19 protein-coding genes are annotated in these 23,552 nt (G+C 71.9%); 1 reads left to right on the top strand and 18 read right to left on the bottom strand.

Annotated features, from left to right (window positions below; genetic code table 11):
• Positions 1–81: 81 nt before the first annotated feature.
• The 9 genes from ABT296_RS27170 to ABT296_RS27130 form a co-directional block, all read right to left on the bottom strand.
• Positions 82–2,394 carry a xanthine dehydrogenase family protein molybdopterin-binding subunit gene (locus ABT296_RS27170; protein ID WP_351931269.1) on the bottom strand — a complete coding sequence of 771 codons (2,313 nt, stop codon included), beginning with the start codon at positions 2,392–2,394 and terminating at the stop codon, positions 82–84.
• Positions 2,391–3,860, bottom strand: coding sequence for a 2Fe-2S iron-sulfur cluster-binding protein (locus ABT296_RS27165; RefSeq protein ID WP_351931268.1), 1,470 nt, complete (start codon positions 3,858–3,860; stop codon positions 2,391–2,393). Before ABT296_RS27165 ends, ABT296_RS27170 begins: the two co-directional genes overlap by 4 nt.
• A complete protein-coding gene (locus ABT296_RS27160) occupies positions 3,857–4,750 on the bottom strand; it encodes an FAD binding domain-containing protein (protein ID WP_351931267.1) in 894 nt (297 codons plus the stop codon). The genes ABT296_RS27165 and ABT296_RS27160 overlap by 4 nt, the downstream gene beginning before the upstream one ends.
• A 225-nt stretch (positions 4,751–4,975) precedes the next feature.
• The gene (locus ABT296_RS27155) at positions 4,976–6,601 is read right to left on the bottom strand and encodes a beta-N-acetylhexosaminidase (RefSeq protein WP_351931266.1); all 1,626 of its coding nucleotides are present in this window, start codon (positions 6,599–6,601) and stop codon (positions 4,976–4,978) included.
• A gap of 1 nt (position 6,602) precedes the next feature.
• Positions 6,603–7,448 (bottom strand): carbohydrate ABC transporter permease, encoded by an 846-nt coding sequence (locus ABT296_RS27150; RefSeq protein WP_351931265.1) that lies wholly within the window; start codon positions 7,446–7,448, stop codon positions 6,603–6,605.
• Complete coding sequence (locus ABT296_RS27145) at positions 7,445–8,335, bottom strand: carbohydrate ABC transporter permease (RefSeq protein ID WP_351931264.1); 891 nt, start codon at positions 8,333–8,335, stop codon at positions 7,445–7,447. Before ABT296_RS27145 ends, ABT296_RS27150 begins: the two co-directional genes overlap by 4 nt.
• On the bottom strand, positions 8,332–9,618 hold the full coding sequence (locus ABT296_RS27140) for an extracellular solute-binding protein (RefSeq protein WP_351931263.1): 1,287 nt from the start codon (positions 9,616–9,618) through the stop codon (positions 8,332–8,334). Before ABT296_RS27140 ends, ABT296_RS27145 begins: the two co-directional genes overlap by 4 nt.
• A 286-nt stretch (positions 9,619–9,904) precedes the next feature.
• A complete protein-coding gene (locus ABT296_RS27135) occupies positions 9,905–10,195 on the bottom strand; it encodes a DUF3039 domain-containing protein (protein ID WP_351931262.1) in 291 nt (96 codons plus the stop codon).
• Positions 10,196–10,225: 30 nt separating this feature from the next.
• Entirely contained in the window at positions 10,226–10,798 is a 573-nt protein-coding gene (locus ABT296_RS27130; protein WP_351931261.1) for a YqgE/AlgH family protein, read from the bottom strand.
• Positions 10,799–11,050: 252 nt separating this feature from the next.
• Here ABT296_RS27130 and murA point away from each other — a divergent pair, with 252 nt between their 5' ends.
• Positions 11,051–12,397: a UDP-N-acetylglucosamine 1-carboxyvinyltransferase gene (murA, locus tag ABT296_RS27125; RefSeq protein ID WP_351931260.1), complete on the top strand. Its 1,347-nt coding sequence runs from the start codon at positions 11,051–11,053 to the stop codon at positions 12,395–12,397.
• 144 nt (positions 12,398–12,541) lie between these two features.
• On the opposite strand, the gene ABT296_RS27120 is transcribed toward murA, so the two are convergent.
• The 9 genes from ABT296_RS27120 to ABT296_RS27080 form a co-directional block, all read right to left on the bottom strand.
• Positions 12,542–12,823, bottom strand: a complete 282-nt coding sequence (locus ABT296_RS27120; RefSeq protein WP_007382399.1) for an HU family DNA-binding protein — start codon at positions 12,821–12,823, stop codon at positions 12,542–12,544.
• Positions 12,824–13,144: 321 nt separating this feature from the next.
• Positions 13,145–14,569, bottom strand: a complete 1,425-nt coding sequence (locus tag ABT296_RS27115; RefSeq protein WP_351931259.1) for an NAD-dependent malic enzyme — start codon at positions 14,567–14,569, stop codon at positions 13,145–13,147.
• A gap of 354 nt (positions 14,570–14,923) precedes the next feature.
• The gene (locus ABT296_RS27110) at positions 14,924–17,221 is read right to left on the bottom strand and encodes a HelD family protein (protein WP_351931258.1); all 2,298 of its coding nucleotides are present in this window, start codon (positions 17,219–17,221) and stop codon (positions 14,924–14,926) included.
• 83 nt (positions 17,222–17,304) lie between these two features.
• Complete coding sequence (locus ABT296_RS27105; RefSeq protein WP_502977337.1) at positions 17,305–18,117, bottom strand: anti-sigma factor family protein; 813 nt, start codon at positions 18,115–18,117, stop codon at positions 17,305–17,307.
• The gene (locus tag ABT296_RS27100; RefSeq protein ID WP_186287205.1) at positions 18,117–18,701 is read right to left on the bottom strand and encodes a sigma-70 family RNA polymerase sigma factor; all 585 of its coding nucleotides are present in this window, start codon (positions 18,699–18,701) and stop codon (positions 18,117–18,119) included. Before ABT296_RS27100 ends, ABT296_RS27105 begins: the two co-directional genes overlap by 1 nt.
• A 267-nt stretch (positions 18,702–18,968) precedes the next feature.
• Positions 18,969–19,571 carry a CGNR zinc finger domain-containing protein gene (locus ABT296_RS27095; RefSeq protein WP_351931256.1) on the bottom strand — a complete coding sequence of 201 codons (603 nt, stop codon included), beginning with the start codon at positions 19,569–19,571 and terminating at the stop codon, positions 18,969–18,971.
• Positions 19,572–19,747: 176 nt separating this feature from the next.
• Complete coding sequence (locus tag ABT296_RS27090; protein ID WP_351931255.1) at positions 19,748–20,908, bottom strand: uroporphyrinogen-III synthase; 1,161 nt, start codon at positions 20,906–20,908, stop codon at positions 19,748–19,750.
• A 120-nt stretch (positions 20,909–21,028) separates the two neighbouring features.
• Entirely contained in the window at positions 21,029–22,411 is a 1,383-nt protein-coding gene (locus ABT296_RS27085; RefSeq protein ID WP_351931254.1) for a nitrate/nitrite transporter, read from the bottom strand.
• A gap of 166 nt (positions 22,412–22,577) precedes the next feature.
• Positions 22,578–23,483 carry a hypothetical protein gene (locus ABT296_RS27080; RefSeq protein WP_351931253.1) on the bottom strand — a complete coding sequence of 302 codons (906 nt, stop codon included), beginning with the start codon at positions 23,481–23,483 and terminating at the stop codon, positions 22,578–22,580.
• Positions 23,484–23,552 lie beyond the last annotated feature (69 nt).

The raw sequence follows: 23,552 nt of genomic DNA, 5'->3' as shown, positions 1-23,552 counted from the left end.
TCGCGATCATGGTGTTCCCCCGTTCGTGCCCCGTTCCCTCGGAACCCTACGCGCCACCACTGACAACGCCCGCTCGGCGCCTCACGCGCCGCCGGTCACGACGGCCGCCTGCGGACGGATCGGCAGCCGGTTCACCGGACGGCCCGTCGCCGCGCGCACCGCGGAGGCGATGGCGGCCGGGGAGGTCACCACCGGCGCCGCGCTGACCGCCTTCGCGCCGAACGGCGCCACCACGTCCCGCTCCTCCACCAGCTTCACGATCCGGATGTCCGGGGCGTCCAGGGCGGTCGGCAGGGCGTACCCGGTCAGGTCGGGGTGGCGGATCGTGCCGCGGGCGGTGCGCAGGTTCTCGGTGAGCGCTATGCCGACGCCCTGCGTGACACCGGCCTCGATGCGCGCCGCCAGCTGGGCGGGGTTGAGCACCCGGCCCACGTCCTGGGCGAGCGCCATCTCCACCACCCGGACCGAGCCCAGTTCGATGTCGACGTCCACGACCGCGCGGATCGCGCAGAAGGCGAGACCGACGAAGGCGTCGCCCTGGCCGTGCTCGTCGAGGGGCTCGGTGGGGTGCGGGCGGCACTGCGCGGTCGCCCACAGCTCCTTGCCGTCCATCGCCTCGGTGACGGTCGTCGACAGCACCCCGTCGTACGAGGTGATCTTGCCGTCGGTGATCTGGAGCAGTTCGGTGGACATGCCGAACTTGTGCGCCAGGGGCTGGAGCAGCTGGGTGCGGACCATCTTCGCCGCGCGCTCCACGGCGCCGCCGGACACCCAGGTGTGGCGGCCGCGGCAGCCCGGGCCGGCCGGCGGCTGGTCGGTGTCGACGGGGGCGACGTGGACCTCGTCGATGCCGAGGGTCTCCTGGACGATCTGGCGGGCCAGCGTCGTGAAGCCCTGTCCCGACTCCACCGCCGCGCACAGGACGGTGGCGATCCCGTCATGGACCTTGACGGTCGCCGTGGAGACCTCGTCCGCGCCCTCCGCGCCGAGCATGTGGACCATGGCGAGCCCGTAGCCCACGCCGCGGCGGACCGCGCCGGGTTCGCCCGCGCCCTCGGGGCCGCCGGGCAGCAGCCACTCGTCCTCGGGGGTGTCCTTGGGCAGCGGCGGCAGCGGGAAGTCCCGTACCGCCTGGAGGAGTTCGGCGACCGGTGCCGGGCAGGTGACGGTCTGGCCGGTGGGCAGGACGTCGCCGGTGGACAGGACGTTGCGCAGCCGCAGTTCCGCCGGGTCGACGCCGAGTTTCTTGGCCAGCTTGTCCATCTGCGCCTCGTAGGCGGCGGCGACCTGCATGGCGCCCTCGCCGCGCACATGGCCCGACGGCGGGTTGTTGGTGCGCACCGCCCAGCCCTCGATGAAGGCGTTCGGGACGACGTACGGGCCGCAGGCGAAGGAGACTGCCGCGGCGAGCGCCTCGGCGGAGGTGTCCGCGTACGCGCCCGCGTCGAGCAGGATCTGCGCCTCGACCTTGACCAGCCGGCCGTCGGTGTCGGCGTGGTGGCGGTAGCGCAGCAGCGTGGGGTGCCGATGGGGGTGGCCGAGGAAGGACTCCTCGCGGGTCGCCGTCAGCTTCACCGGGCAGCCGGTCTTCAGCGCGAGCAGGCCGAGGGGCAGCTGGAAGCCCTGGTCCTCGCGGTCGGCGGTGGCGCCGGGGACGCCGGTGACGACGACCTTGACGCGGTCGGGGGCCAGTCCGTAGCAGGCGGCGGCGGTGTCGCGGTCGGTGTGCGGGTCGGTGGAGGCCAGGTACAGCTCCACCCCGCCGTCCGGGCGCGGCACCGCGAGGCCGGCCTCGGCGCCGATGGGCGCGGGGTCCTGGCGGCCGATGCGGTAGAGGCCCTCCACGACGAGGTCGGCGGCCGCGTCGGGGTCGCCGTGGCGCAGCGGGATGTGCCGGATCAGGTTGCCGTCGGGGTGCAGCGGCTCGGCCTCGAAGGCCTGCTCGGGGTCGGTGACCGGGTCGAGCACCTCGTACTCGACGATGACGGCCGCCGCGGCCATGCGCGCGGTGTCGGGGTGGTCGGCGGCGACGGCGGCGATGGGCTCGCCCTGGTGGCGCACGACCTCGGAGGCGAACACCGGGCGGTCCGCACGGCCGCGGCCGTGCAGGGGTTCGCCGGGGACGTCCTCGTGGGTGACGACGGCGCGCACGCCGGGCATGTCGCGCGCGTGCGTGGTGTCGATGGAGACGATGCGCGCGTGCGCGTGCGGGGCGCGCAGCACGGCCGCCCACAGCAGGCCCTCGGCCCACAGGTCGGCCGCGTAGGGGAAGGTGCCCTCGGTCTTGGCCCGGGCGTCGGCGGCCGGCAGGGAGGCGCCGAGGCCGTGCGGGATCGGTTCGGGGGCGGGGGCGGCCTCCGCGGGGGTGGGCGCGGTGGCGGCTTCGTTGCTCACGCCTGGCCTCCGTCCTGTCCGTACGCCTGGTCATGCGGTGCCGGGGAGCCGGGGCCGCCGAACGCCGACGGGCGGACCCCGCCGGCCCCGGGGCCGGCCTGGTGCGGGATGCGGGCCTCGTCGGGGTCGTCCTCGCCGTCGGCGGCGCTGTGCGCCTCGCGTTCGGCGACGACGTCCTTGACGGCGTCGACGACACCCCGGTAGCCGGAGCAGCGGCAGAGGTTGCCGCAGAGCGCCTGGCGGGTCTCCAGCTCGGTGGGGGCGGGGTTGCCCTCCAGCAGGTCGTGCACGGTCATCGCCATGCCGGGCACGCAGAAGCCGCACTGCACGGCGCCGCACCGGGCGAGCGCGCGCTGCACGTCGGAGGGCTGTCCGTCGACGGCCAGGCCCTCGACGGTACGGACCTCGCTGCCGGCGGCGGTCACGGCGGGCACCAGGCAGGAGGCGACGAGCCTGCCGTCGACCTGGACGTTGCAGGCGCCGCACTCACCCTGCGAGCAGCCGTCCTTGGCGCCCGCGAGGCCGAGCCGCTCCCGCAGCACGTACAGCAGCGACTCGCCGATCCACGCGTCGGTGACGGGCCGGTCGGCGCCGTTGACGCGCAGCACGTAGGAGGCGAGGGGGTGTTCCTCGCCGGGCAGGGAGGCGGCGGCGTCCTCGGGCTCCGGGGCGTCGACGGGGGCCGAGGCGTCCGGGGCGCTCTCGGCGCCGTTCTCCGGCGCGTGGGCGTCCCCGTCGTCCCCGTCGGCCTCACGGGCCCGCGGGGCGCCCTGTGAGCCCTCTGGGGCGTCCTCGGGGCCGTCCTGGGCGCGCGGCCCGGGTACGGCCTCGCCGGGAGCGTGCGGGTGCGGGGCGTCGGGCTCGGCGGGCGCGTCGGCGGGCCTGCCCCACGGCTCGCCGATCGCCTCGGTGGCCCAGGGCGCGGACGCGCCGCCGGGCAGCGTGGCGGGCGGGTTGCCGCCCCACTGCTCCACCAGCGACGACGTGGTGAACTCGCCCGATTCGTCGGGAAGGTCACCGCCCGCGAGGGGGATGGACCACTGGCCGGTGACGTCCTGGCCGGGCGCCTGCCCCGCGTCTCCGGCGCCGGAGGCGTCCTCGAAGTTCCACTGGCCGGTGGCACCGGGGTGGTAGGTGAACCGGTCGTTGCCGGCCTCCTCGCCACCGGGGTTGCCGGCGTTCCCGGCGTTCGCGTCGGGCCACTGGACGGCGCCCGCGGGCATCGACCAGGAGCCGGTGGCCGCCGGGTCGGTGTCCGCGGTGGCGGGCGAGACCGTGATGGCCGGCGGCACATAGCCGTGCCCGGGCGCGGCCAGCGGGCTGTCCGCGGAGGCGAGCAGGGCGTCGATGCCCCCCTCGGGGAGCTTGACGAAGGCGGTGGCGCCGTCGTCGTAGTCGCCCTGGGGCAGCGGGTCCCAGCGGGCGGGCCCCTGCGGGGCGCCCTCTCCGTGCTGGTCGTCGGTCACGACAGCGCCCTCCCGAGTGCTCGTCGGGCCAGCGCGGCGACGGTCCGCCGCAGGTGCAGTACGGCGGGCGGGAGCGGGTCCACGGTGCCGTCCTCGGCCGGGGCCGGGTCGGGGATGCAGGCCGCGGCGACGTACTCGCCGAAGGCGGCCAGCGCCTCCGGAACGATGGCGCGGTCGTTGTCCCAGTCGATCAGCTGCGCGACCCACTGCTCGGCGTCCAGGGGCCGCAGCGGCATCGGCGCGATGGCGCCCACGGCGCAGCGCACACCCCGGCGCGCGGGGTCGAGGACGAGGGCGACGGAGGCGGTCGCGCGGCCGGGGCCGGTCCGTCCGGTCGCCTTGAGGAAGACCTGCGGGGCGTGCAGCAGCGGTACGCGCACGAAGCCGATGAGTTCGCCGGCCCGGAGCATCTCCATGCCGGCCAGCAGGTGCGACACCGGGATCTCCCGGCGGGCCCCGTGCTGCCCGGCGACGATCAGCGTCGCCTCCAGGGCGGCCAGCACCGGCAGCGCGTCACCGGTGGGCGCGGCGGTGGCGATGTTGCCGCCGAGGGTGCCGGCGTTGCGGATCTGCGGCGGGCCCGCGGCGCGCGCGGACGCGGCGAGCGCCGGGATGAGGGCCGCGAAGTCGGGACGGCCCATGCGCGCGTGGGTGAGCCCGGCGCCCAGCAGGGCGTGCCCGTCCTGGTACTGCCAGCCGCGGATCTCGCTGATCCGGCCGAGGCCGACCAGCGCGGTCGGCCTGAGCTGTCCGGAGTTGACGGCGGCCATGAGGTCGGTGCCGCCGGCCACGGGGACGGCGGCCGGCATGGCTGCCAGCGCCGCCACGGCCTCGTCCAGAGTCGTGGGCAGCGTGACGGCCTGCCCCGCCTGCGGTGCGTGCGTGGTCAAACCGGCTGCCCCTTCCCGCTGCCCCACCTGGTCCCACCTGTTGCTGCCGTACGGTACGTGCTGACAGGGCGGACGTGGCAACTCTGGCACATCTTCGCGGGAGCCGAACGCGGGGGTCCGCTAGGAGGCATTCGCCCACTTCACCGGCGGGATGGTCCGTTTTCGCACCTCTTCGCCGGTGTGCGGGAATTGCCACTCTTCGGTGACGCCCGAGCGGTTTCTCCCCTACCGGTTCGGGGGCTCTCCCTCCAGGGGCCGGCCGAGCACTCCGGGGCGCCGCTGCCACGGCAGCGGTCCGGCGGGCGGGCGGTAGGCGACGCCGAGCGCGTCGAGCCGCCGGTAGTGGACCGCCATCCGCCGCTCGAAGTCGGCGAAGTCCCGCTCGCCGGGCGCCGGCAACTCGCTCCAGGCCACCTCGGCGAAGGCCGCGAGCCGCGGGAACACCTGGTAGTCCACGCGGGCCTGGTCCTCCGTCACCTCCGACCACGCGTTGGCCTGCGTCCCGAGCACATGGCGCGCCTCCCCCTCGGTCAGCTCGGGCGGAACGGGCTCGAAGCGGTAGACGTCCTCCAGGGTGCGGACATAGGCGATCGGCACCGGTTCGTCCGCGCCCGGCGCCTGCCGGTAGTCCAGGTAGACGTGCTGCTCGGGGCACATGACGACGTCGTGTCCCGCGCGGGCGGCGGCGATTCCGCCCGCGTAGCCGCGCCACGAGGAGACCGCGGCGCCCTCGGCGAGACCGCCTTCCAGGATCTCGTCCCAGCCGATGAGCCGGCGCCCGCGCGCGGAGAGCCAGGAGTCGAAGTGCGCGATGAACCAGGCCTGGAGTCCGTCCTCGCCGTCGACACCGAGTTCCTCGATACGGGCCTGCGCGGCGGGCGAGTCGCGCCACTGCTCCTTGGGGCATTCGTCGCCGCCGACATGGACGAACTCCGAGGGGAACAGCTCCAGGAGTTCCTCGAACACGTCCTCGTAGAAGCGCAGGGTGTGTTCGGTGGGGGCGAGTACGTTCGCGGAGATTCCCCAGTTGTCCCACACGGTCAGGGAGGCGGTGTCGACGACGTCGGTGTTGCCGAGTTCCGGGTACGCGGCGATGGCGGCCTGCGAGTGGCCGGGGATGTCGATTTCGGGGACGACGGTGATATGCCGCTCGGCGGCGTAGGCGACGATCTCCCGGATGTCGTCCTGGGTGTAGAAGCCGCCGTGCGGCTTGTCCTCCCACAGCGGTGAGGCGCGGTGGCCGAATTTCGTGCGGGCCCGCCAGGAACCGACCTCGGTGAGCCGCGGGTACTTCCTGATCTCGACGCGCCAGCCCTGGTCGTCGCTCAAGTGGAAGTGGAGGACGTTGAGTTTGTGCGCGGCCATCAGATCCAGGTAGCGCAGCACGCCTTCCTTCGGCATGAAGTGCCGGGCGACGTCGAGCATGAGGCCCCGCCAGCGGAACCGGGGCGCGTCCTCGACGGTGACATGGGGCACCGCCCAGACGCGGCCGCGGTCCAGCGGTGCCCTGCGGTGGGCCTCGGGGCCGAGGAGCTGGCGCAGGGTCTGGGCGCCGCGGAAGACCCCGGCCGCGTCGCCGCCCTCGATCACGATGCCGGCGTCGCCGCTGGCCAGGCGGTACTCCTCGGGGCCGAGCCCGGGGGCGAGGAGGGTCGCGATGCCGTCGCCGCGGGCGTCGGCGGGCGTCCGCCCCTCGCGCAGCGGCAGCCCGGTGGACTGTCTGAGGACGGCCGTCAGCCAGTGGGCGGCGCCCTCGGTCCCGGGGGCGGCGTAGAGCTGGGAGCGCGCGCTCAGCCGCACCTCGCCGGAGCCCTCGGCGACCTTGCGGGGAGCCGGAATCAGTTCGGTCACGTCAGTCCTTTACCGCTCCGCCCAGTCCGGAGACCAGCCGTCGCTGTACGAGTACGAAGAACACCAGCACCGGAATCGTCATCACCGTGGAGGCGGCCATCACGCCGCCCCAGTCGGGCTCGTCCGGTTTGAAGAAGACCAGCAGCGCCATCGGCAGGGTGGACTGCGAAGTGTCGCTGATGATGAACGACTTGGCGAAGAGGAAGTCGTTCCAGGCGGAGATGAAGGAAAACACGCTCGTGGCCACCAGGCCGGGCAGTACGAGCGGGAAAAGGATCTGCCACAGGAATCGCGCCCGGCTCGCCCCGTCCAGGTACGCGGCCTCCTCCAGGGACTCGGGTACCGCCTTCACGAAGCCGCGCAGCATCCAGATCGCGAACGGCAGCGAGAAGGCGATGTGCGGCAGGATCAGCGAGCCCAGCGTGTTCAGCTGGCCGGCGTCGCGCATGAGGAAGAACAGCGGGATCGTGAGGGCCTCCACGGGCACCATCTGGGCGGTCAGAAACATGATGAGCAGGGTGGTCCGGAAGCGGAACCGGAATCGGGTCACGGCGGTCGCGGCGAGAAACGCGATGAGCGCCGAGGCGATCACGACGGTGCCCGCCACGACAAGGCTGTTGACGAAATAGCGGCCGAATTCCTGCTGCTCGAAGACGCGCCGGAAGGAGTCCAGGGAGGGCGCGGTCGTCCAGGGCCGGGCCTCGGCCGACTCGATCTCGCCGGCCGGCCTGAAGGCGCTGAGCACCATCCAGTAGAGCGGGAGGGCGACCACGGCCGCGATCAGCAGGGCCGCCGCCTCCGCCGCGAACCGCCACGGGCGGGCCACAAGGCCACGGAGAAGATTCACAGCTCCTCCCCCTGGCGGCGCAGCAGCCGCAGGTATCCGAGCGTCACGGCGAGCAGGATCAGCAGCATCACCACGCCGATCGCGGAGCCCAGGCTGTACTCGGAGGAGGCGAAGGCCTGTTGGTAGGCGTACACGTTGAGCACCAGGTTCTGGCCCGCGATGCCGCCGCCGTTGGTCATCACGTAGATCTGGGTGAAGACCTTGAAGTCCCAGATCACGGACTGGATGGTGACCACGACCAGGATCGGCCGGAGCATCGGGGTGAGCACCGACCGCCAGATCCGCCACTGCGAGGCGCCGTCCAGCGCGGCGGCCTCCAGCACCTCGGCGGGTACGGCGCGGATTCCGGCGTAGACGGTGACCATCACGAACGGGAAGGAGCACCAGACCACTTCGAGCAGGACGAGCAGGAAGGCGCTGTACCTGCCGTACGTCCAGGAGTGGTCGCCGAGGCCCAGGACGCGGTTGACGGGCCCGGACTCGGCGTCGAAGAGCAGCAGCCAGACGGTGGAGCCGGTGACGGCCGGGGTGGCCCAGGCGCCGAGCGCGGCCAGCATCAGCGCGAGGCGCGGCACCGCCCGGACCCGGGTGAGCAGGACCGCGAGGGCGCATCCGACGGCGAGGGTGGACACCACGCAGGCGGCGGCGAACACCACGGTGGCCAGCAGGACCTCCCAGAAGCGGGGGTCCCCGAACAGCTCGGCGTAGTTGCCGAGCCCTTCGAAGGTGGTCGGCTCGCCGCCGCTGACCTGGGCCTGGGTGTAGTGGAAGAGGGAGATCAGGCCGAGCTGGTAGACGGGGTAGGCGAGCAGTCCGCCCAGGACGATCAGGGCGGGGGCGAGATAGAGCCAGGGGGTCCAGGCGGTGCGGTGGGCCGGTGAGGTCATCCGGCGGTGCCGAACGCGTCGTTCATCTTCGCCGCCGCGTCCGCGGCCGCCTCGGCGACCGGCTTACGGCCGCTGACGATCTCCTGGAACATGGTCGGCAGCACCAGCGAGGAGTCGATCCCGGACCAGGCGGGCGAGGCCGGCACGAATTTGGTGCCCGCGGCGAGGGTCTCGACGAAGGGCTTCACGAACGGCTCCTTCGCCGCAGCCTGCCGGCGTACGTCGGAGTAGGTCGGCAGGAAGCCCATCGCGTCGAACATCGCCGCCTGGGTCCGCTTCGAGGCCAGCCGTTGCATCAGGTCGACCGCGAGCGTGCGGTGCGAGGTGCTCTTCAGTACGCCGAGGTTGTTGCCGCCCGCGAAGGCCGGCGCGGTCTCCCCCTCCTTCAGCCCGGGCAGCGGGACGACCGCGTACTTGCCCTTGACCTCGCCCGCCTCGACGGCGGCGTGGCTGAAGTCGCCGCCGATGGCCATGCCCGCCTTGCCGGCGGCGAACGCGGTCACGGTGTCGTTGCCGCCCATGCCGGCGCAGGTCTCCGCGGGACAGTTGTCGTCGCCGAAGAGCGAGGTGTACGCCTTGATGCCCTTCTGCGCGGCGGGGCTGTCGATGGCGGAGGCGTACGAGCCGCCCTTGCCGGTGGCGAGTTCACCGCCGTGGGCCCAGACGAAGGGCATGGCGCCGTAGGTGTAGGCGCCGCCGACCGCGAGGCCGTACAGGTCGGGTTCGGCGGCCCGTATCTCCTTGGCGGTGGCGATCAGTTCGGCCTGGGTGCGGGGGACGTCGAGGCCGAGGTCGTCGAAGACGTCGGTGCGGTAGTACAGGGCGCGGACGCCGACGAAGTAGGGGGCGCCGTAGACCTTTCCGTCGACGGTGACCGACTGGCGGGCGGTGGGGTCGGTGTCCTCGGTCTCGTCCCAGGCGCCGAACTCCTCGGTGATGTCGAGGAGCCCGCCGTCCTTCACATAGCCCGCGGTGTCGGTGTTGCCGTACTCGATGACGTCGGGCGCGCTCCCCGGGTCGTTGAAGGCGGCCTTGATGCGCTGGGCGCGGGTCTCGACGGGGATGTACTCGACCGAGACCTCGGTGTCGTCGTGGGCCTTCTCGAAGGCGGCGACGACGGAGTCGACGACCTTCTCCTTGGGCTTGTTGCCGACCTCCTGGAAGAGCCAGACGCGCAGGGTCCCGGCCTGCTCGTCCTTGTCGGAGGCGGAGTTGTCGGACGTCTGCGGCGCGCAGGCGGCGAGGACCGCGGCGGCGGCCAGGACGGCGGCGAGCCGCGGCACGGACCTCGCGGACCTCGCGGACCTCGCGGACCTCGCGGACTTCACGGATCTCGCGGACTCGACAGGCTTCACGGACTTCACGGGCTTCATGCAGTGAACCTCCGGACACAGAAGGGCGTTGCAACATACGCAACGACTGTTTCGCTCTGCACAACACTCCGGAGGCTAGGGAGTACATGAACATGTCCACAAGAGGTCTCAACCAGTTCGTGACACGCGAAAGGCCCCCGGGTCGCGCCTGAGCGCGGCCGGGGGCCTTCGCGAATCGTCGGACGACGAGCGGGGACTACTTCTTCTTGTCGCCGCCCTTGCCCTTGTCGTCGCCGCCGGAGCCCATGGACTCGTAGATCTCCTTGCACATGGGACACACCGGGTACTTCTTCGGGTCGCGGCCGGGCACCCACACCTTGCCGCACAGCGCCACGACGGGAGTCCCGTCGAGGGCGCTCGCCATGATCTTGTCCTTCTGGACGTAGTGGGCGAAGCGCTCGTGGTCGCCGTCGCCGTGGGACACCTGCGGCGTCGGCTCTACGAGTGTCCCCGTACCAGTCCCGCGCTCGGGCTCAAGAGTGCTCATAACCACCAAGAGTACTGAAGCTCACAGGGGTCAGTTGAGCGAAGGGTCGTCCGGGTACGTGGCCACCATCGCCAGCTCGCTGCGCTGGCGGCGCAGCACCTCCCGCCAGAGTCTCTCGGGGGCCGGCGAGGAGACGTCACCGGGCTCCGACTCCACCACGTACCAGGCGCCCTCCACCAGCTCGTCCTCCAGCTGGCCCGGGCCCCAGCCCGCGTACCCGGCGAAGATCCGCAGCGAGCCGAGGGCGGAGGCGAGGAGTTCGGGCGGGGCCTCCAGGTCCACCAGCCCGATCGCGCCGTGCACCCGGCGCCAGCCCAGCGGGGCCCGCTCCCCGGCCGCGCCGCCCGGGATGACGGCGACCCCGAGCGCGGAGTCCAGCGAGACGGGGCCGCCCTGGAAGACCACCCCGGGTTCACCGGCGAGGTCGCCCCAGCCCTGGAGGATGTCGGCGACGCCCACCGGGGTCGGGCGGTTGAGGACGACGCCGAGGGAGCCCTCCTCGTCGTGGTCGAGGAGGAGCACCACCGCACGGTCGAAGTTCGGGTCCGCCAGGGCGGGCGTTGCCACGAGCAACCGCCCTGTGAGCGAGGACACCTCGGTCATGCCAGACATGATCCCGCATCTTTCCCCCGTGTGGGGAGGCAATCCCGGTAAGGGAGTGAACGCAGCTCAGCGCCACCTCGGGCGCGCCCGGCGCGCCCCCTTCCCGGTGACCCCTCGTGCCCGCCGGGGAACCGTTCGTGTTGTGACACAGCTATGACGTATCTGGGTGCTCCTTGGGCTTACAGAAGGGGGGTGCGCGGCGATTACCCTGTTTGCTTCGGCCCCTGCCCCACTCATCGGAACGCGAGATACATGACCGTCAACGGCAATGACGACGTACTGATCGTCCACGGCGGAACCCCGCTGGAGGGCGAGATCCGTGTCCGCGGCGCGAAGAACCTCGTGCCGAAGGCCATGGTGGCAGCTCTGCTGGGCAGTGAGCCAAGCCGACTGCGCAATGTCCCGGACATCCGTGACGTGCGTGTCGTACGCGGCCTGCTCCAGCTGCACGGGGTGACGGTCCGTCCGGGCGACGAGCCCGGCGAGCTGGTCATGGACCCGTCGCACGTGGAGAGCGCCAACGTCGCTGACATCGATGCCCACGCGGGTTCGAGCCGTATCCCGATCCTGCTGTGCGGCCCGCTGCTGCACCGCCTCGGGCACGCCTTCATCCCGGGTCTCGGCGGCTGCGACATCGGCGGCCGGCCCATCGACTTCCACTTCGAGGTGCTGCGGCAGTTCGGCGCGACGATCGAGAAGCGGGCCGACGGACAGTACCTGGAGGCCCCGCAGCGGCTGCGCGGCACCAAGATCCAGCTGCCCTACCCGTCGGTCGGCGCGACCGAGCAGGTGCTGCTGACCGCGGTGCTCGCGGAGGGCGTCACGGAGCTCTCCAACGCCGCCGTGGAGCCCGAGATCGAGGACCTCATCTGCGTCCTGCAGAAGATGGGCGCGATCATCGCGATCGACACCGACCGCACGATCCGCGTCACCGGTGTCGACAAGCTCGGCGGCTACACCCACCGCGCCCTGTCGGACCGCCTGGAGGCCGCCTCCTGGGCGTCCGCGGCGCTGGCGACCGAGGGCAACATCTACGTCCGCGGCGCCCAGCAGCGCTCGATGATGACGTTCCTGAACACCTACCGCAAGGTGGGCGGCGCCTTCGAGATCGACGACGAGGGCATCCGCTTCTGGCACCCCGGCGGCCAGTTGAAGTCCATCGCGCTGGAGACGGACGTGCACCCCGGCTTCCAGACCGACTGGCAGCAGCCGCTGGTGGTGGCGCTCACCCAGGCCACGGGCCTGTCCATCGTCCACGAGACGGTCTACGAGTCCCGGCTCGGTTTCACCTCCGCGCTGAACCAGATGGGCGCCCACATCCAGCTCTACCGCGAGTGCCTGGGTGGCTCCGACTGCCGCTTCGGCCAGCGCAACTTCCTGCACTCCGCGGTGGTCAGCGGCCCCACCCGCCTCCAGGGCGCCGACCTGGTCATCCCCGACCTGCGCGGCGGCTTCTCCTACCTGATCGCCGCCCTCGCGGCCCAGGGCACCTCCCGAGTCCACGGCATCGACCTGATCAACCGCGGCTACGAGAACTTCATGGAGAAACTCGTCGAGCTGGGAGCGAAGGTCGAACTCCCGGGCAAGGCACTCGGCTGAGACTGCTCAGTGACGCCGATGGGGCGGCCACCCGGACTCGGGTGGCCGCCCCATCGGCGTCACTGCAACTCCCCACGGGCGCGGGGAACTGCGCGACCAGCCACAGACGGCGCGCAGGGGCCCCCGGCGTTCGGAGCGGAGCGCTTACTTGCCCTTGGCGGCTTCCTTGAGCTTCGAGCCCGCGGAGACCTTCACGCTGTAGCCGGCCGGAATCTGGATCGGGTCGCCGGTCTGCGGGTTGCGCGCGGTGCGAGCGGCACGGTGGGTGCGCTCGAAGGTCAGGAAGCCGGGGATGGTGACCTTCTCGTCGCCCTTGGCGACGATCTCACCGACGGTCTCGGCAAACGCGGCCAGAACGGCGTCGGCGTCCTTGCGGGTCACCTCGGCGCGGTCGGCCAGCGCGGCCACCAGCTCACTGCGGTTCATGTTGTTACTCCCGTGTTCTTCTTGCTGTTGAGGCGTGCCACGCGGCGGAGCCGCACAGTGGGCACAGCGAACTCGATGCTGCCAGGGTCCTCGGACAGTCCCCGGACCGGGTCCGGTCCTCAGACCCTCGCGCCCAGAGACGCATCCTGCCCCTACCTGCGGCGGGAAAGCCAATCCGGCACCCGTCCGAGTCGTGAGAACACCCTTGGGAGTCACACGAAGCGAGGGCCTGGGCCTGGCGGACACGATAAACGGCCCGCACGGGCCCCCGGTTCCGCGACGCGCCGCGACAAGGGCTTGCCGTGGCGATCGTCACGTCGCTCAGACGCCGGACCTTCCGGCCGCCGCGGCCTTCGCCGCGTCCCGCACCGCACCGGCCACCGCGCCCGCGACCTTGTCGTTGAAGACGCTGGGGATGATGTAGTTCGGGTTCAGCTCGTCCTCGGTCACCACGTCCGCCAGCGCCTTCGCGGCGGCGAGCATCATCTCGGTGTTGACCGTGCGGGACTGGGCGTCCAGCAGGCCGCGGAAGACACCCGGGAAGACCAGCACGTTGTTGATCTGGTTCGGGAAGTCGGAGCGGCCGGTGGCCACCACGGCCGCCGTCTGACGGGCGATCGCCGGGTCCACCTCGGGGTCGGGGTTCGCGAGCGCGAACACGATCGCGCCCTCCGCCATCGCGGCCACGTCCTCGCCGTCGAGGACGTTCGGGGCCGAGACGCCGATGAAGACGTCCGCGTCGCGCACGGCCTCCTTCAACGTGCCGGTCAGGCCCTCGGGGTTGGTGTTGTCGGCGATCCAGCGCAGCGGCGAGTCGGACGCGGCGTCGACCAGGTCGGCGCGCCCGGAGTGCACGACTCCGTGGATGTCGGCGACCACGGCGTTCTTCACGCCGGCGGCGATCAGCAGCTTCAGGATGGCCGTACCGGCCGCGCCCGCGCCGGACATGACGACCCGGATGCCCTCGATGGACTTGCCGGCCACGCGCAGCGCGTTGGTGAGCGCCGCGAGGACGACGATCGCGGTGCCGTGCTGGTCGTCGTGGAAGACGGGGATGTCGAGGGCCTCGCGCAGCCGGGCCTCGATCTCGAAGCAGCGCGGCGCGGAGATGTCCTCCAGGTTGATGCCGGCGAACCCGGGGGCGATGGCCTTGACGATCTCCACGATCGCGTCGGTGTCCTGGGTGTCCAGGCAGAGCGGCCAGGCGTCGATGCCGGCGAACCGCTTGAACAGGGCCGCCTTGCCCTCCATCACCGGCAGCGCGGCCTTGGGGCCGATGTTGCCGAGGCCGAGCACGGCGGAGCCGTCGGTGACGACCGCGACGGAGTTGCGCTTGATGGTCAGGCGGCGGGCGTCCTCGGGGTTCTCGGCGATCGCCATGCACACCCGGGCCACACCCGGCGTGTAGATCATGGACAGGTCGTCACGGTTGCGGATGGGGTGCTTGGACTGCATCTCGATCTTGCCGCCGAGGTGCATCAGGAACGTACGGTCGGAGACCTTGCCGAGGGTGACGCCCTCGATGCCGCGCAGCTGCTCGACGATCTCGTCGGCGTGCCCGGTGGACGTCGCCGCGATGGTGACGTCGATACGGAGCTTCTCGTGCCCGGACGCGGTGACGTCGAGGCCGGTGACCGAGCCTCCGGAGGACTCCACGGCGGTGGTGAGCTGCGAGACGGCCGTTCCGCTCGCGGGCACCTCCAGCCGGATGGTCATCGAGTAGGAGACGCTGGGCGCCGTTGCCATGGCCGACTTCCTCTGCTTTCACCGTGTCGCTAGTTATGCCGTCCGATGGTCGCACCTACCGCCGAGTACGCGGTAGCCGCCCCGGATTGCGGACTTTTTGTTCACCGGGCGCCGACGACTTCGGAAAACATCTTCCACGATACGAGAATCGATCAGCCAGTCCCGGAACGCCGAAGAGGCCCACGTCACACGGACGTGGGCCTCTTCAGTGGCTGAGTGACACCGGCCCGCCATGCTCGCCTCGCGGCAAGTGGTCGCTCGTAGCGACGAAGGTTGGGCCCGGGGGCTTGGATCGGGCCGGTGTCACACCCAGGCTAACAAACCGATCCGGCGAGACCATTCCCGATGCGCCGGTCAGTCCCGCAGAAGATCCGGCACTCCCGAACCGTCCGGTGCGTCCCGCTCGGCCGAGACCACCGTGAGCTGCTGGGTGGCCCGGGTGAGGGCGACGTAGAGCACCCGCAGACCGGCCGGTGACTCGTCGGCGATCTCCGCCGGGGAGACCACCACGGTCGCGTCGTACTCCAGGCCCTTGGCCTCCAGGCTGCCGAGGGCCACCACCCGCTCGCCGAGTCCGTCCAGCCAGCGCGCGGCCTCCTCGCGGCGCTGCATGGCGACGACCACGCCCACCGTTCCGTCGACCCGCTCCAGCAGCCGGGCGGCCTCCTCGCGCACGGTCCGGCCGAGCGACTGGGCCACCACCGCGAAGCGCGGCTCGACGCCGGTCGAGCGGACGGCCGAGGGCGAGGAGGAGCCGGGCATCGCCAGCGCCAGCACCTTGGCGGCCAGTTCGGCGATCTCCGCGGGGTTGCGATAGTTCACGGTGAGTTCGAAGCGGCGGCGCGGGCGCGTGCCGAGCGCCTCGTCGCGGGCCTCGGCCGCCTCGTCGGGGTCGGACCAGGAGGACTGGGCCGGGTCGCCGACGACCGTCCAGGTGGCGTGCCGGCCGCGGCGGCCGACCATCCGCCACTGCATCGGCGTGAGGTCCTGGGCCTCGTCGACGATCACATGGGCGTACTCGGTGCGCTCCTGGGCGAGGCGCTCGGCGCGTTCGCGCTGGGTCTCCTCGCGCACCGGCATCAGCTCCTCCAGGCCGGTGAGCTGGTCCAGCGGGTCCAGTTCGCGCTTCTTGCGGGGGCGGGCCGGGGTGCCGAGGATCGCCTGGAGTTCGTCGAGCATGGCGATGTCGTGCACGGAGTGCCCCTCGCGGCGCAGCGAGCGGGCGACCCGGCGGACCTCGCCGGGGTTCAGGATGCGCCGGGCCCAGCGGCCGAGGCGCTTGTCGTCGGCCATCGCCCCGAGGACGGCGGCCGGGGTCAGCTCCGGCCACCAGGCGTCGAGGAACTCGATGAAGGAGTCCTCGGTCGTGACGTCCTCGTCGAAGGAGGAGCGCAGTTCGGCGGCGAGCTCGGGGTCGGTGTGCCGGGTGGCGCCACCGGAGCGGGCCCACAGGGCGTCCAGGAGCAGCTTGCGGGCGCGCGGGCGCAGCAGGTTCACGGGTGCGGTGCCGCTGAGGGCGTTGCGGCGGACCGCCTCCAGGTCCTGCTGCTCCAGCTCCAGCCGGCGGCCGAAGGCGACCATCCTCAGCCGGGTCGGGGAATCGTTCAGCTCCAGGGCTCCGCGCGCGGCCTTCCGCAGCACCTTGAGCATCCGGTACGAGCCCTTGGCGCGGGCCGTGGCCGGGGAGTCGTAGAGCCCGGCCTCCGCGCCGTCGACCAGGGAGCCGATCGCGCGGATCGCGACCTGGCCCTCCTCGCCGAGGGAGGGCAGCACGCCCTCGGTGTACGCCACCAGCAGCGGGGTCGGGGAGACGATCAGGATGCCGCCCGAGTAGCGGCGCCGGTCCTGGTAGAGCAGGTAGGCGGCGCGGTGCAGGGCGACGGCCGTCTTGCCGGTGCCGGGGCCGCCCTCGACGTAGGTGACGGAGGCGGCGGGGGCGCGGATGACGAGGTCCTGCTCGGCCTGGATGGAGGCCACGATGTCCCGCATGGAGTGGGTGCGGGCCTGCCCCAGGGCCGCCATCAGGGCGCCGTCGCCGATCACCGCCAGCTCGTCGCCGCCGAGGAAGGCCTTCAGCTCGGGGCGCATCAGGTCGTCCTCGACGCCGAGGACCCGGCGGCCCTTGGAGCGGATGACCCGGCGCCGCACGACCCGGCCGGGGTCGACCGGGGTGGAGCGGTAGAAGGGGGCGGCGGCCGGGGCGCGCCAGTCGATGACCAGCGGGGCGTAGTCGTGGTCGAGGACCCCGATCCGCCCGATGTGCAGGGTCTCGGCGATGTCGGCGGTGCTGTCGGCGCGGACCGCGCCCTCGGCGGGCTCGACGGCGGTGTACGCGCCGTCCGGGCCCTTCTTGCCGTCCTTGCCGGCCAGCAGGTCGATCCGGCCGAAGAGGAAGTCCTCGTACTCGTTGTTCAGCCGGTTGAGGTGGACACCCGCCCGGAAGACCTGCGCGTCCCGCTCCGCGAGGGCGCCGGGTGTGCCGACCTGACCGCGCTTGGCCGCGTCGTGCATGAGGAACTCGGCCTCGTGGATCTTCTCCTCGAGGCGCCGGTACACCTGGTCGAGGTGTTCCTGTTCGACGCTGATCTCACGGTCCCGGACCGAATCCGGAACCGAGCCGACCGCGGTTTCCTGCTGAGCCTGTGCGGCCACCGGGCCCCCTTCTGACGTGCTGGGCAGCCGTCAACCGTACGCGAAGGGGGCCCCTGGAAGCTATGCGTCCGCAGTGTGTGGCCTCACACGGCCACCTCGACCAGCCGTTTGCCCTCGAAGGTCATCACCTCGAAGCGCTCGATCTCCTCGGGTGTGAAGGCGGCCCCGCCGTGGACGTAGAGCGGCTGCCGGGCCTGCTCGGTCTGGGCGTCGGGGATGCCGTAGCCCCACTTGGGGACGGACCAGGAGGTGATCGTCTCGCGTTCGCCGTTCTTGCCGACGGCGATCAGGGAGCACTTCTCGGGGCCGGTGACGTTCTTCAGCTCCAGCACCGCGTGGGTGCCCCAGGCCTTCGGTTCCATGGCGACGGTCGCGGTGACCTTGGTGCTCGCGTCACGGCCGGTGACCTTGGCCGCCATGACCTCGAAGGCGTCCTTGGCGGGGCTGGTGGAGTGCGCCTCGGTGGAGGTGCCGCCGTCGTCACCGGTGGTGGCGATGGCCGCGACCGGGCCTCCGATGATCAGCGCGGCGGCCGCGGCGACCATGTAGAAGCTGCGGCGGCGGGTCATCGCGCGGCGCTCGGCGATCTCGTCGACCAGGTTGTTGACCAGCCTCGGGCTGGGCTTGGCCGACAGCGACTCGCCGATGGCGGGCGTTCCGGTGCCGGGGAGGTCCGCGAGCGCGGCCAGCATCGGCTCCATCCCGGCCAGCTCGTCGAGCTGCTGGGCGCACCATTCGCAGGTCGCGAGGTGGGCTTCGAAAGCGGTTGCCTCGGAGTCGTCGAGAATCCCGAGGGCGTAGGCGCCGACGGTCTCGTGCTCGTTCGTGCCCGAAGATCCCTGCATGGAGCCAGACATACCCGGACCCCCTGCTCCGTATCCCCCGTAGGTGTTCATCACGCCGTCACCCCCCGCTCCTCCAGTGCCAGCTTCATCGACCGCAGGGCGTAGAACACCCGGGAACGGACAGTGCCACTGGGTATACCGAGCGTCTCGGCCGCCTCATTGACGGTACGCCCCTTGAAGTACGTCTCGACGAGCACCTCCCGGTGGGCGGGGGTCAGGTCGTCGAGCGCGTCCGACAGCGTCATCAACCACAGCGCCTTGTCGATCTCGTCCTCCGCGGGGATGACCTCCAGCGGCGACGGATCGACCTCCTGCGGCCGGGCCTGCCGGCTGCGGTGGCCGTCGATGACGATGCGCCGGGCGACCGTCACCAGCCAGGGGCGTACCGAACCGGTCGCTCGATTGAGCTGGCCGGCGTTCTTCCAGGCACGGATGAGTGTCTCCTGCACGACGTCCTCGGCGCGCTGGCGGTCGCCGGCGACCAGTCGGAGGACGTACGCGAGCAGGGGTCCCGCGTGCTCTCTGTACAGAGCACGCATCAGCTCCTCGTCAGGTTCGACCGAGGGCTGGGACATGCGATGTCGGGCCCTCGATCCACGTTCTTTGGCCACGGCCGCATCCTTCCGCACGCCCACCTCCGATGTCCCCGTTTCGCCTGGGCGAGCCCAGTCGGTCGCTCCACCACCCGTACGGACCCGACGGGTTGCGTGTTCAAAGTGGGGTGACAGTTTTCTTCGGGATGACATGACGGAGGGGACACCGGGGCACATTCCCGCCTCAAAGTCTTTACAGTTTCATCACTTGAGGACGGACGCGCCGCGCGGCGCAACACCTGAGCGGGTAAACCTCGTGTAATCGAAATCACTTCGACAGTTGCGGAACACAAGGGGCATAACGGACCTTCAGGCGCGGGAGAGGGCGGCCCGCCGCCGGTGCCGGGCGACCCGCTCCCGGTTTCCGCACACCTCGCTGCTGCACCAGCGGCGCCGTCGGCCGCGCGAGGTATCGAGGTACACGATGCGGCAGTTGTCGCCCTCGCACTGGCGCAGTCCGGCCCTCGTCGGCGCGTCCGTCAGCAGTTCCACGGCATCCCGGGCGACCGCGGCGAGCAGCGCGGACAGCTCCGGGGGCCCCGCCAACTCCCGCACCAGCGTGCCGTCCTGGGCACGGACCGCGCGGGGGGCCGGCGGCGCGGTGCGGGCGAGGTCGTTCACCAGGGCCAGCTCCGGACCGTACGAGGGCCGGGGGCCGGCCTCGGTGCGCAGCGCGCCGCGGACCAACTGGTCGACACGTCCGCGCAGTTCGCGGAAGACGGCCGGCCAGGTGGCGTCGGCGTGGCCGAGCGGGGTGCCGGCCGGGACCAGCCCCGACGCAGTGATCCACGCGCACAGCACGTCGACGGAGTCGAGCCGTTCGACGGGGTGGGCGGTGGCGAGGAGATCGAGACAGATCCGCCCGGCGCCGAACCGCAGCTCGTACGGGACCGTGGCCGTACCCAGTGCCATGTGCCTGTCACCGCCTAGGGGTCACCCCGGGTCCGGCCCCGGACGAACCGTTCCCTCCAACAGTGCCTGCCCGCTCCCGCGCCCGGAACCCCTCGCGGGGCGGGGGACGTTGCGGTGACGGCGGCGGGCGGCCGTATCGGGGGCCCGGCGGTGCGGTCCGGGCGGCTGCGTCGCGGCTACGTCTCCGCGTACTTGGCGTCCGCGGCCGGGTCCAGGGCCAGCCGGTAGCCGCGCTTGACCACCGTCTGGATCAGCTTCGGGGTGCCGAGGGCGGTCCGCAGCCGGGCCATCGCGGTCTCCACCGCGTGCTCGTCACGGCCGGCCCCGGGGAGGGCGCGCAGCAGGTCGGCGCGGGCCACCACCCATCCCGGCCGTCGGGCCAGCGCCCGCAGCAGCGACATACCGGCGGGCGGTACGGGCCGCAGAGTCCCGTCGACCAGCACCGCGTGCCCCCGGATCTCCACCCGGTGCCCGGCGACGGGCAGGGCCCGGGCCCGGCCGGGCAGTTCCTGGCAGAGCAGCTGGACCAGCGGCCCGAGCCGGAACCGCTCGGGCTGGACCGTGTCGATCCCGTGGGCCTGGAGGGGAAGCGCGGTCACCGGGCCCACGCACGCCGGGAGCACGTCGTGGTTGAGCGCGGCGAGCAGCTCCGGCAGCAGCCCCCGGTCCTCCGCGCGGGAGATCAGCGAGGCGGCGGCCGGGGCGCTGGTGAAGGTCAGCGCGTCCAGCCCGCGGGAGACCGTGGCGTCCAGCAGACGGTCGACCGGGCCGAGGTCCTCCGGCGGCATCCACCGGTACACCGGCACCCCCACCACCTCCGCTCCCCCGGCCCGCAGCGCCTCGACGAACCCGGGCAGCGGCTCCCCGTGCAGCTGGACGGCGATCCGCCGGCCGTCGATGCCCTCCTCCAGCAGCCGGTCGAGCACCTCGGCCATGGACTCCGAGGACGGCGACCAGTGCTCGGTCAGCCCGGCGGCCCGGATCGCGCCCTTGACCTTCGGACCGCGCGCGAGCAGTTCCACCCCGCGCAACCGGTCCAGCAGGTCCTCGCCCAGGCCCCAGCCGTCGGCGGCCTCGATCCAGCCGCGGAAGCCGATCGCGGTGGTGGCGACCACCACGTCCGGGACGCGGTCGACGATCTCCTTGGTGGCGGCGAGGAGTTCACCGTCGTCGGAGAGCTGCACGATGCGCAGGGCGGGTGCATGGAGCACACCGGCCCCGCGCCGCTGGAGCAGCGCCGCCAGTTCGTCGGCCCGGCGCGCCGCGGTCACTCCGACGGTGAACCCCGCGAGGGGTCCGTGTTGCCCTTGCCCGGGCTTGTGCTGTTCGTCGTACATAACTCTCGTCCCGCGCTCGAGTCGTCACATATCGGGCTGCACCCGCATGCCGACCGAGCCTGTCAACGGTCCGTGACAGGCTCGGTTCGGCTTGATGTCGGCAGTGTTACGTCGCCCAGATCACACCTCGGCGTAGCTGAGCTGCGGCTTCTCCTCGGAAGCGGTCGTCTCGGCCTGGGGCTGCGCGGCCGGGCGCCGAAGGTATACGGCCCAGGTGACCACGAAGCACGCGCCGTAGAAGGCGAGGAAGGCGACGAAGGCGCCGGTGCCGGAGCCCACCGAGAGGAAGGACTGGCGGAAGGCGAGGTTGATGCCAAGTCCGCCGAGCGCGCCCACCGCGCCGATCAGCCCCATGGAGGCGCCGGACAGCCGGCGTCCGTAGGCCGCTGCCGCGTCACCGGTGAGCCCCTTGGCGAGGGCCTTGGCGTGGAAGATGCCCGGGATCATCTTGAACGTCGAGCCGTTGCCGAGTCCGGAGAGGACGAACAGGGCGATGAAGGCGGTGGTGAACAGCGGCAGCGACTCCCGCATCGAGGCCACGATGACCACCGAGGTGGCGGCGGCCATGGCCACGTAGTTCCACAGCGTGATCTTCGCGCCGCCGAACCGGTCGGCGAGCGCGCCGCCCAGCGGCCGGATCAGCGAACCGAGCAGCGGGCCGATGAAGGTGACGTACGCGGCCTGCAGCGGGGTGCGGCCGAACTGGGTCTGGAGGACCAGGCCGAAGGCGAAGCTGTAGCCGATGAAGGAGCCGAAGGTCCCGATGTAGAGGAACGACATGATCCAGGTGTGCGCCTCCTTGACGGAGTCCCAGGCGGCGCCGGTGTCGTTCTTCACCGAGGTGATGCTGTCCATGTAGATCGCGGCGAGCACGGCCGCGACCACGATCAGCGGGATGTAGATGCCGAGCAGCAGGCGCGGGCCGCCGCTCGCGCCGATGACGGCGAGGCCGATGAGCTGCACGACCGGCACACCGATGTTGCCGCCGCCGGCGTTCAGTCCGAGCGCCCACCCCTTCTTCCTCAGCGGGAAGAAGGCGTTGATGTTGGTCATGCTGGAGGCGAAGTTGCCGCCGCCGACACCGGCGAGCATCGCGCACAGCAGGAACGTGGTGAACGACGTCCCCGGCTCCATCACGGTGAACGCGGCGACCGTGGGCAGCAGCAGCATGGAGGCCGAGATGACCGTCCAGTTCCGCCCGCCGAAGATCGCCACGGCGAAGGTGTACGGCACCCGGACGACGGCGCCGACCGCGGTCGCCATCGAGACGATGACGAACTTGTCCGCCGGGGTGAGGCCGTACTCGGGGCCCATGAAGAGGACCATGACGGACCACAGTGTCCAGATCGAGAACCCGATGTGCTCGGAGAGGACCGAGAAGAACAGGTTCCGCCGGGCGATCTTCTCGCCCTGCTCGTTCCAGAACGTCTCGTCCTCCGGATCCCAGTGCTCGATCCAGCGGCCTCCCCTGCTCGCGGCAGGGGAAGGGCTCGGTGCTGTCATGACGCCTCCACGGGGCTCCGGGCTCAGGTCGTACTCCAAGGAGTGGCTGATCCCGAAGGTAGGGAGAGCGCGTTTCCTGCCTGTGGCACTGAGTGACCGGAAAGGAACTTTGCTCTCACCTCGTGAGGAGGTGGGATGAGAGATTCCCGTGACGCGGACGCCCCGCTCAGCGCGCCGGAGGCTGCCAGTGCGGGTTCTGCTGCGGATGCGGAGGCTGCTGCGGCGCCTGCGGGTGGGGGTGTGCGCCGTAGGGCCCGGTGGCCTGGGCGGGGGGCGTGCCGTACGGCGCGGGGGCCTGGGCAGGAGCCACGGGAGGCGTCCCGTACGGCGCGGGAGCCTGGGCGGGAGCCGCCCCATACGGCGCGGGAGCCTGGGCGGGAGCCGCCCCATACGGCGCGGGGGCCTGGGCGGGCGCTGCCCCGTACGGCACAGCCCCGTACGGGCTGTTGGTGAGCGGGTTCGCCTGCCCCGCCACCTGGACGCCCGCCGGCAGGTACCGCAGCCGTCCCGTGGCGTCGTTCACCGGCTGGAAGCCCGCCGCCAGGAGGCGGGCGGCGAACTTGGCGTTGCGCTTGCGGTTGACGGCGAAGCCGACGCCGAGCCCGACCAGCAGCAGCACCCACAGCACGCCCGCGACGATCGCCCAGGGGACATCGCCCTGACCGGACCGCAGGGCGACGACCAGACAGCCGAGGCTGCCGCCGAGAGCCCCGAGGACCATCCGCTTCTCGGCGTTCTTGCCGGTGAGGTCGAAGTTGATCCGGGCCTTGAGCAGTTCGAACGCGTCGGGGACGAGCGGCGGTACGGAGACACCGTCCCCGGCGTTGGGGTACTGCGCCCAGTTCTGCGCGGCGCGCGCCCGGGCGTGCGGACCGTGGTCCGGCACCAGCAGCATCACGAGCGCAGAGTTGTGACCGCCGCCCTGGCGGACGTCGGCGTACTCGTACCCGAACTGCTGGGCGATGAAGGCGAGCCGGGCGAGCTTCTTCACCGAGGCCATGGCGCTGGTGAGTTCAACGGGCTCCCCCGTCGCCATCAACCGCAGCATCTTCCGTACCTGCCGCTTGCTCATGCCCACCCACTCCCCACCGGACCGCCCCGTTCACACCCGCAACGCGGCCAGTGTTCCACGCGGCCCCAC

The sequence above is a fragment of the Streptomyces sp. NPDC000983 genome, from assembly GCF_040299205.1.
Lineage (GTDB): Bacteria > Actinomycetota > Actinomycetes > Streptomycetales > Streptomycetaceae > Streptomyces.
The sequence above is the reverse complement of the archived record's forward strand: the minus strand, read 5'-3'. Positions and strand labels throughout refer to the sequence as shown.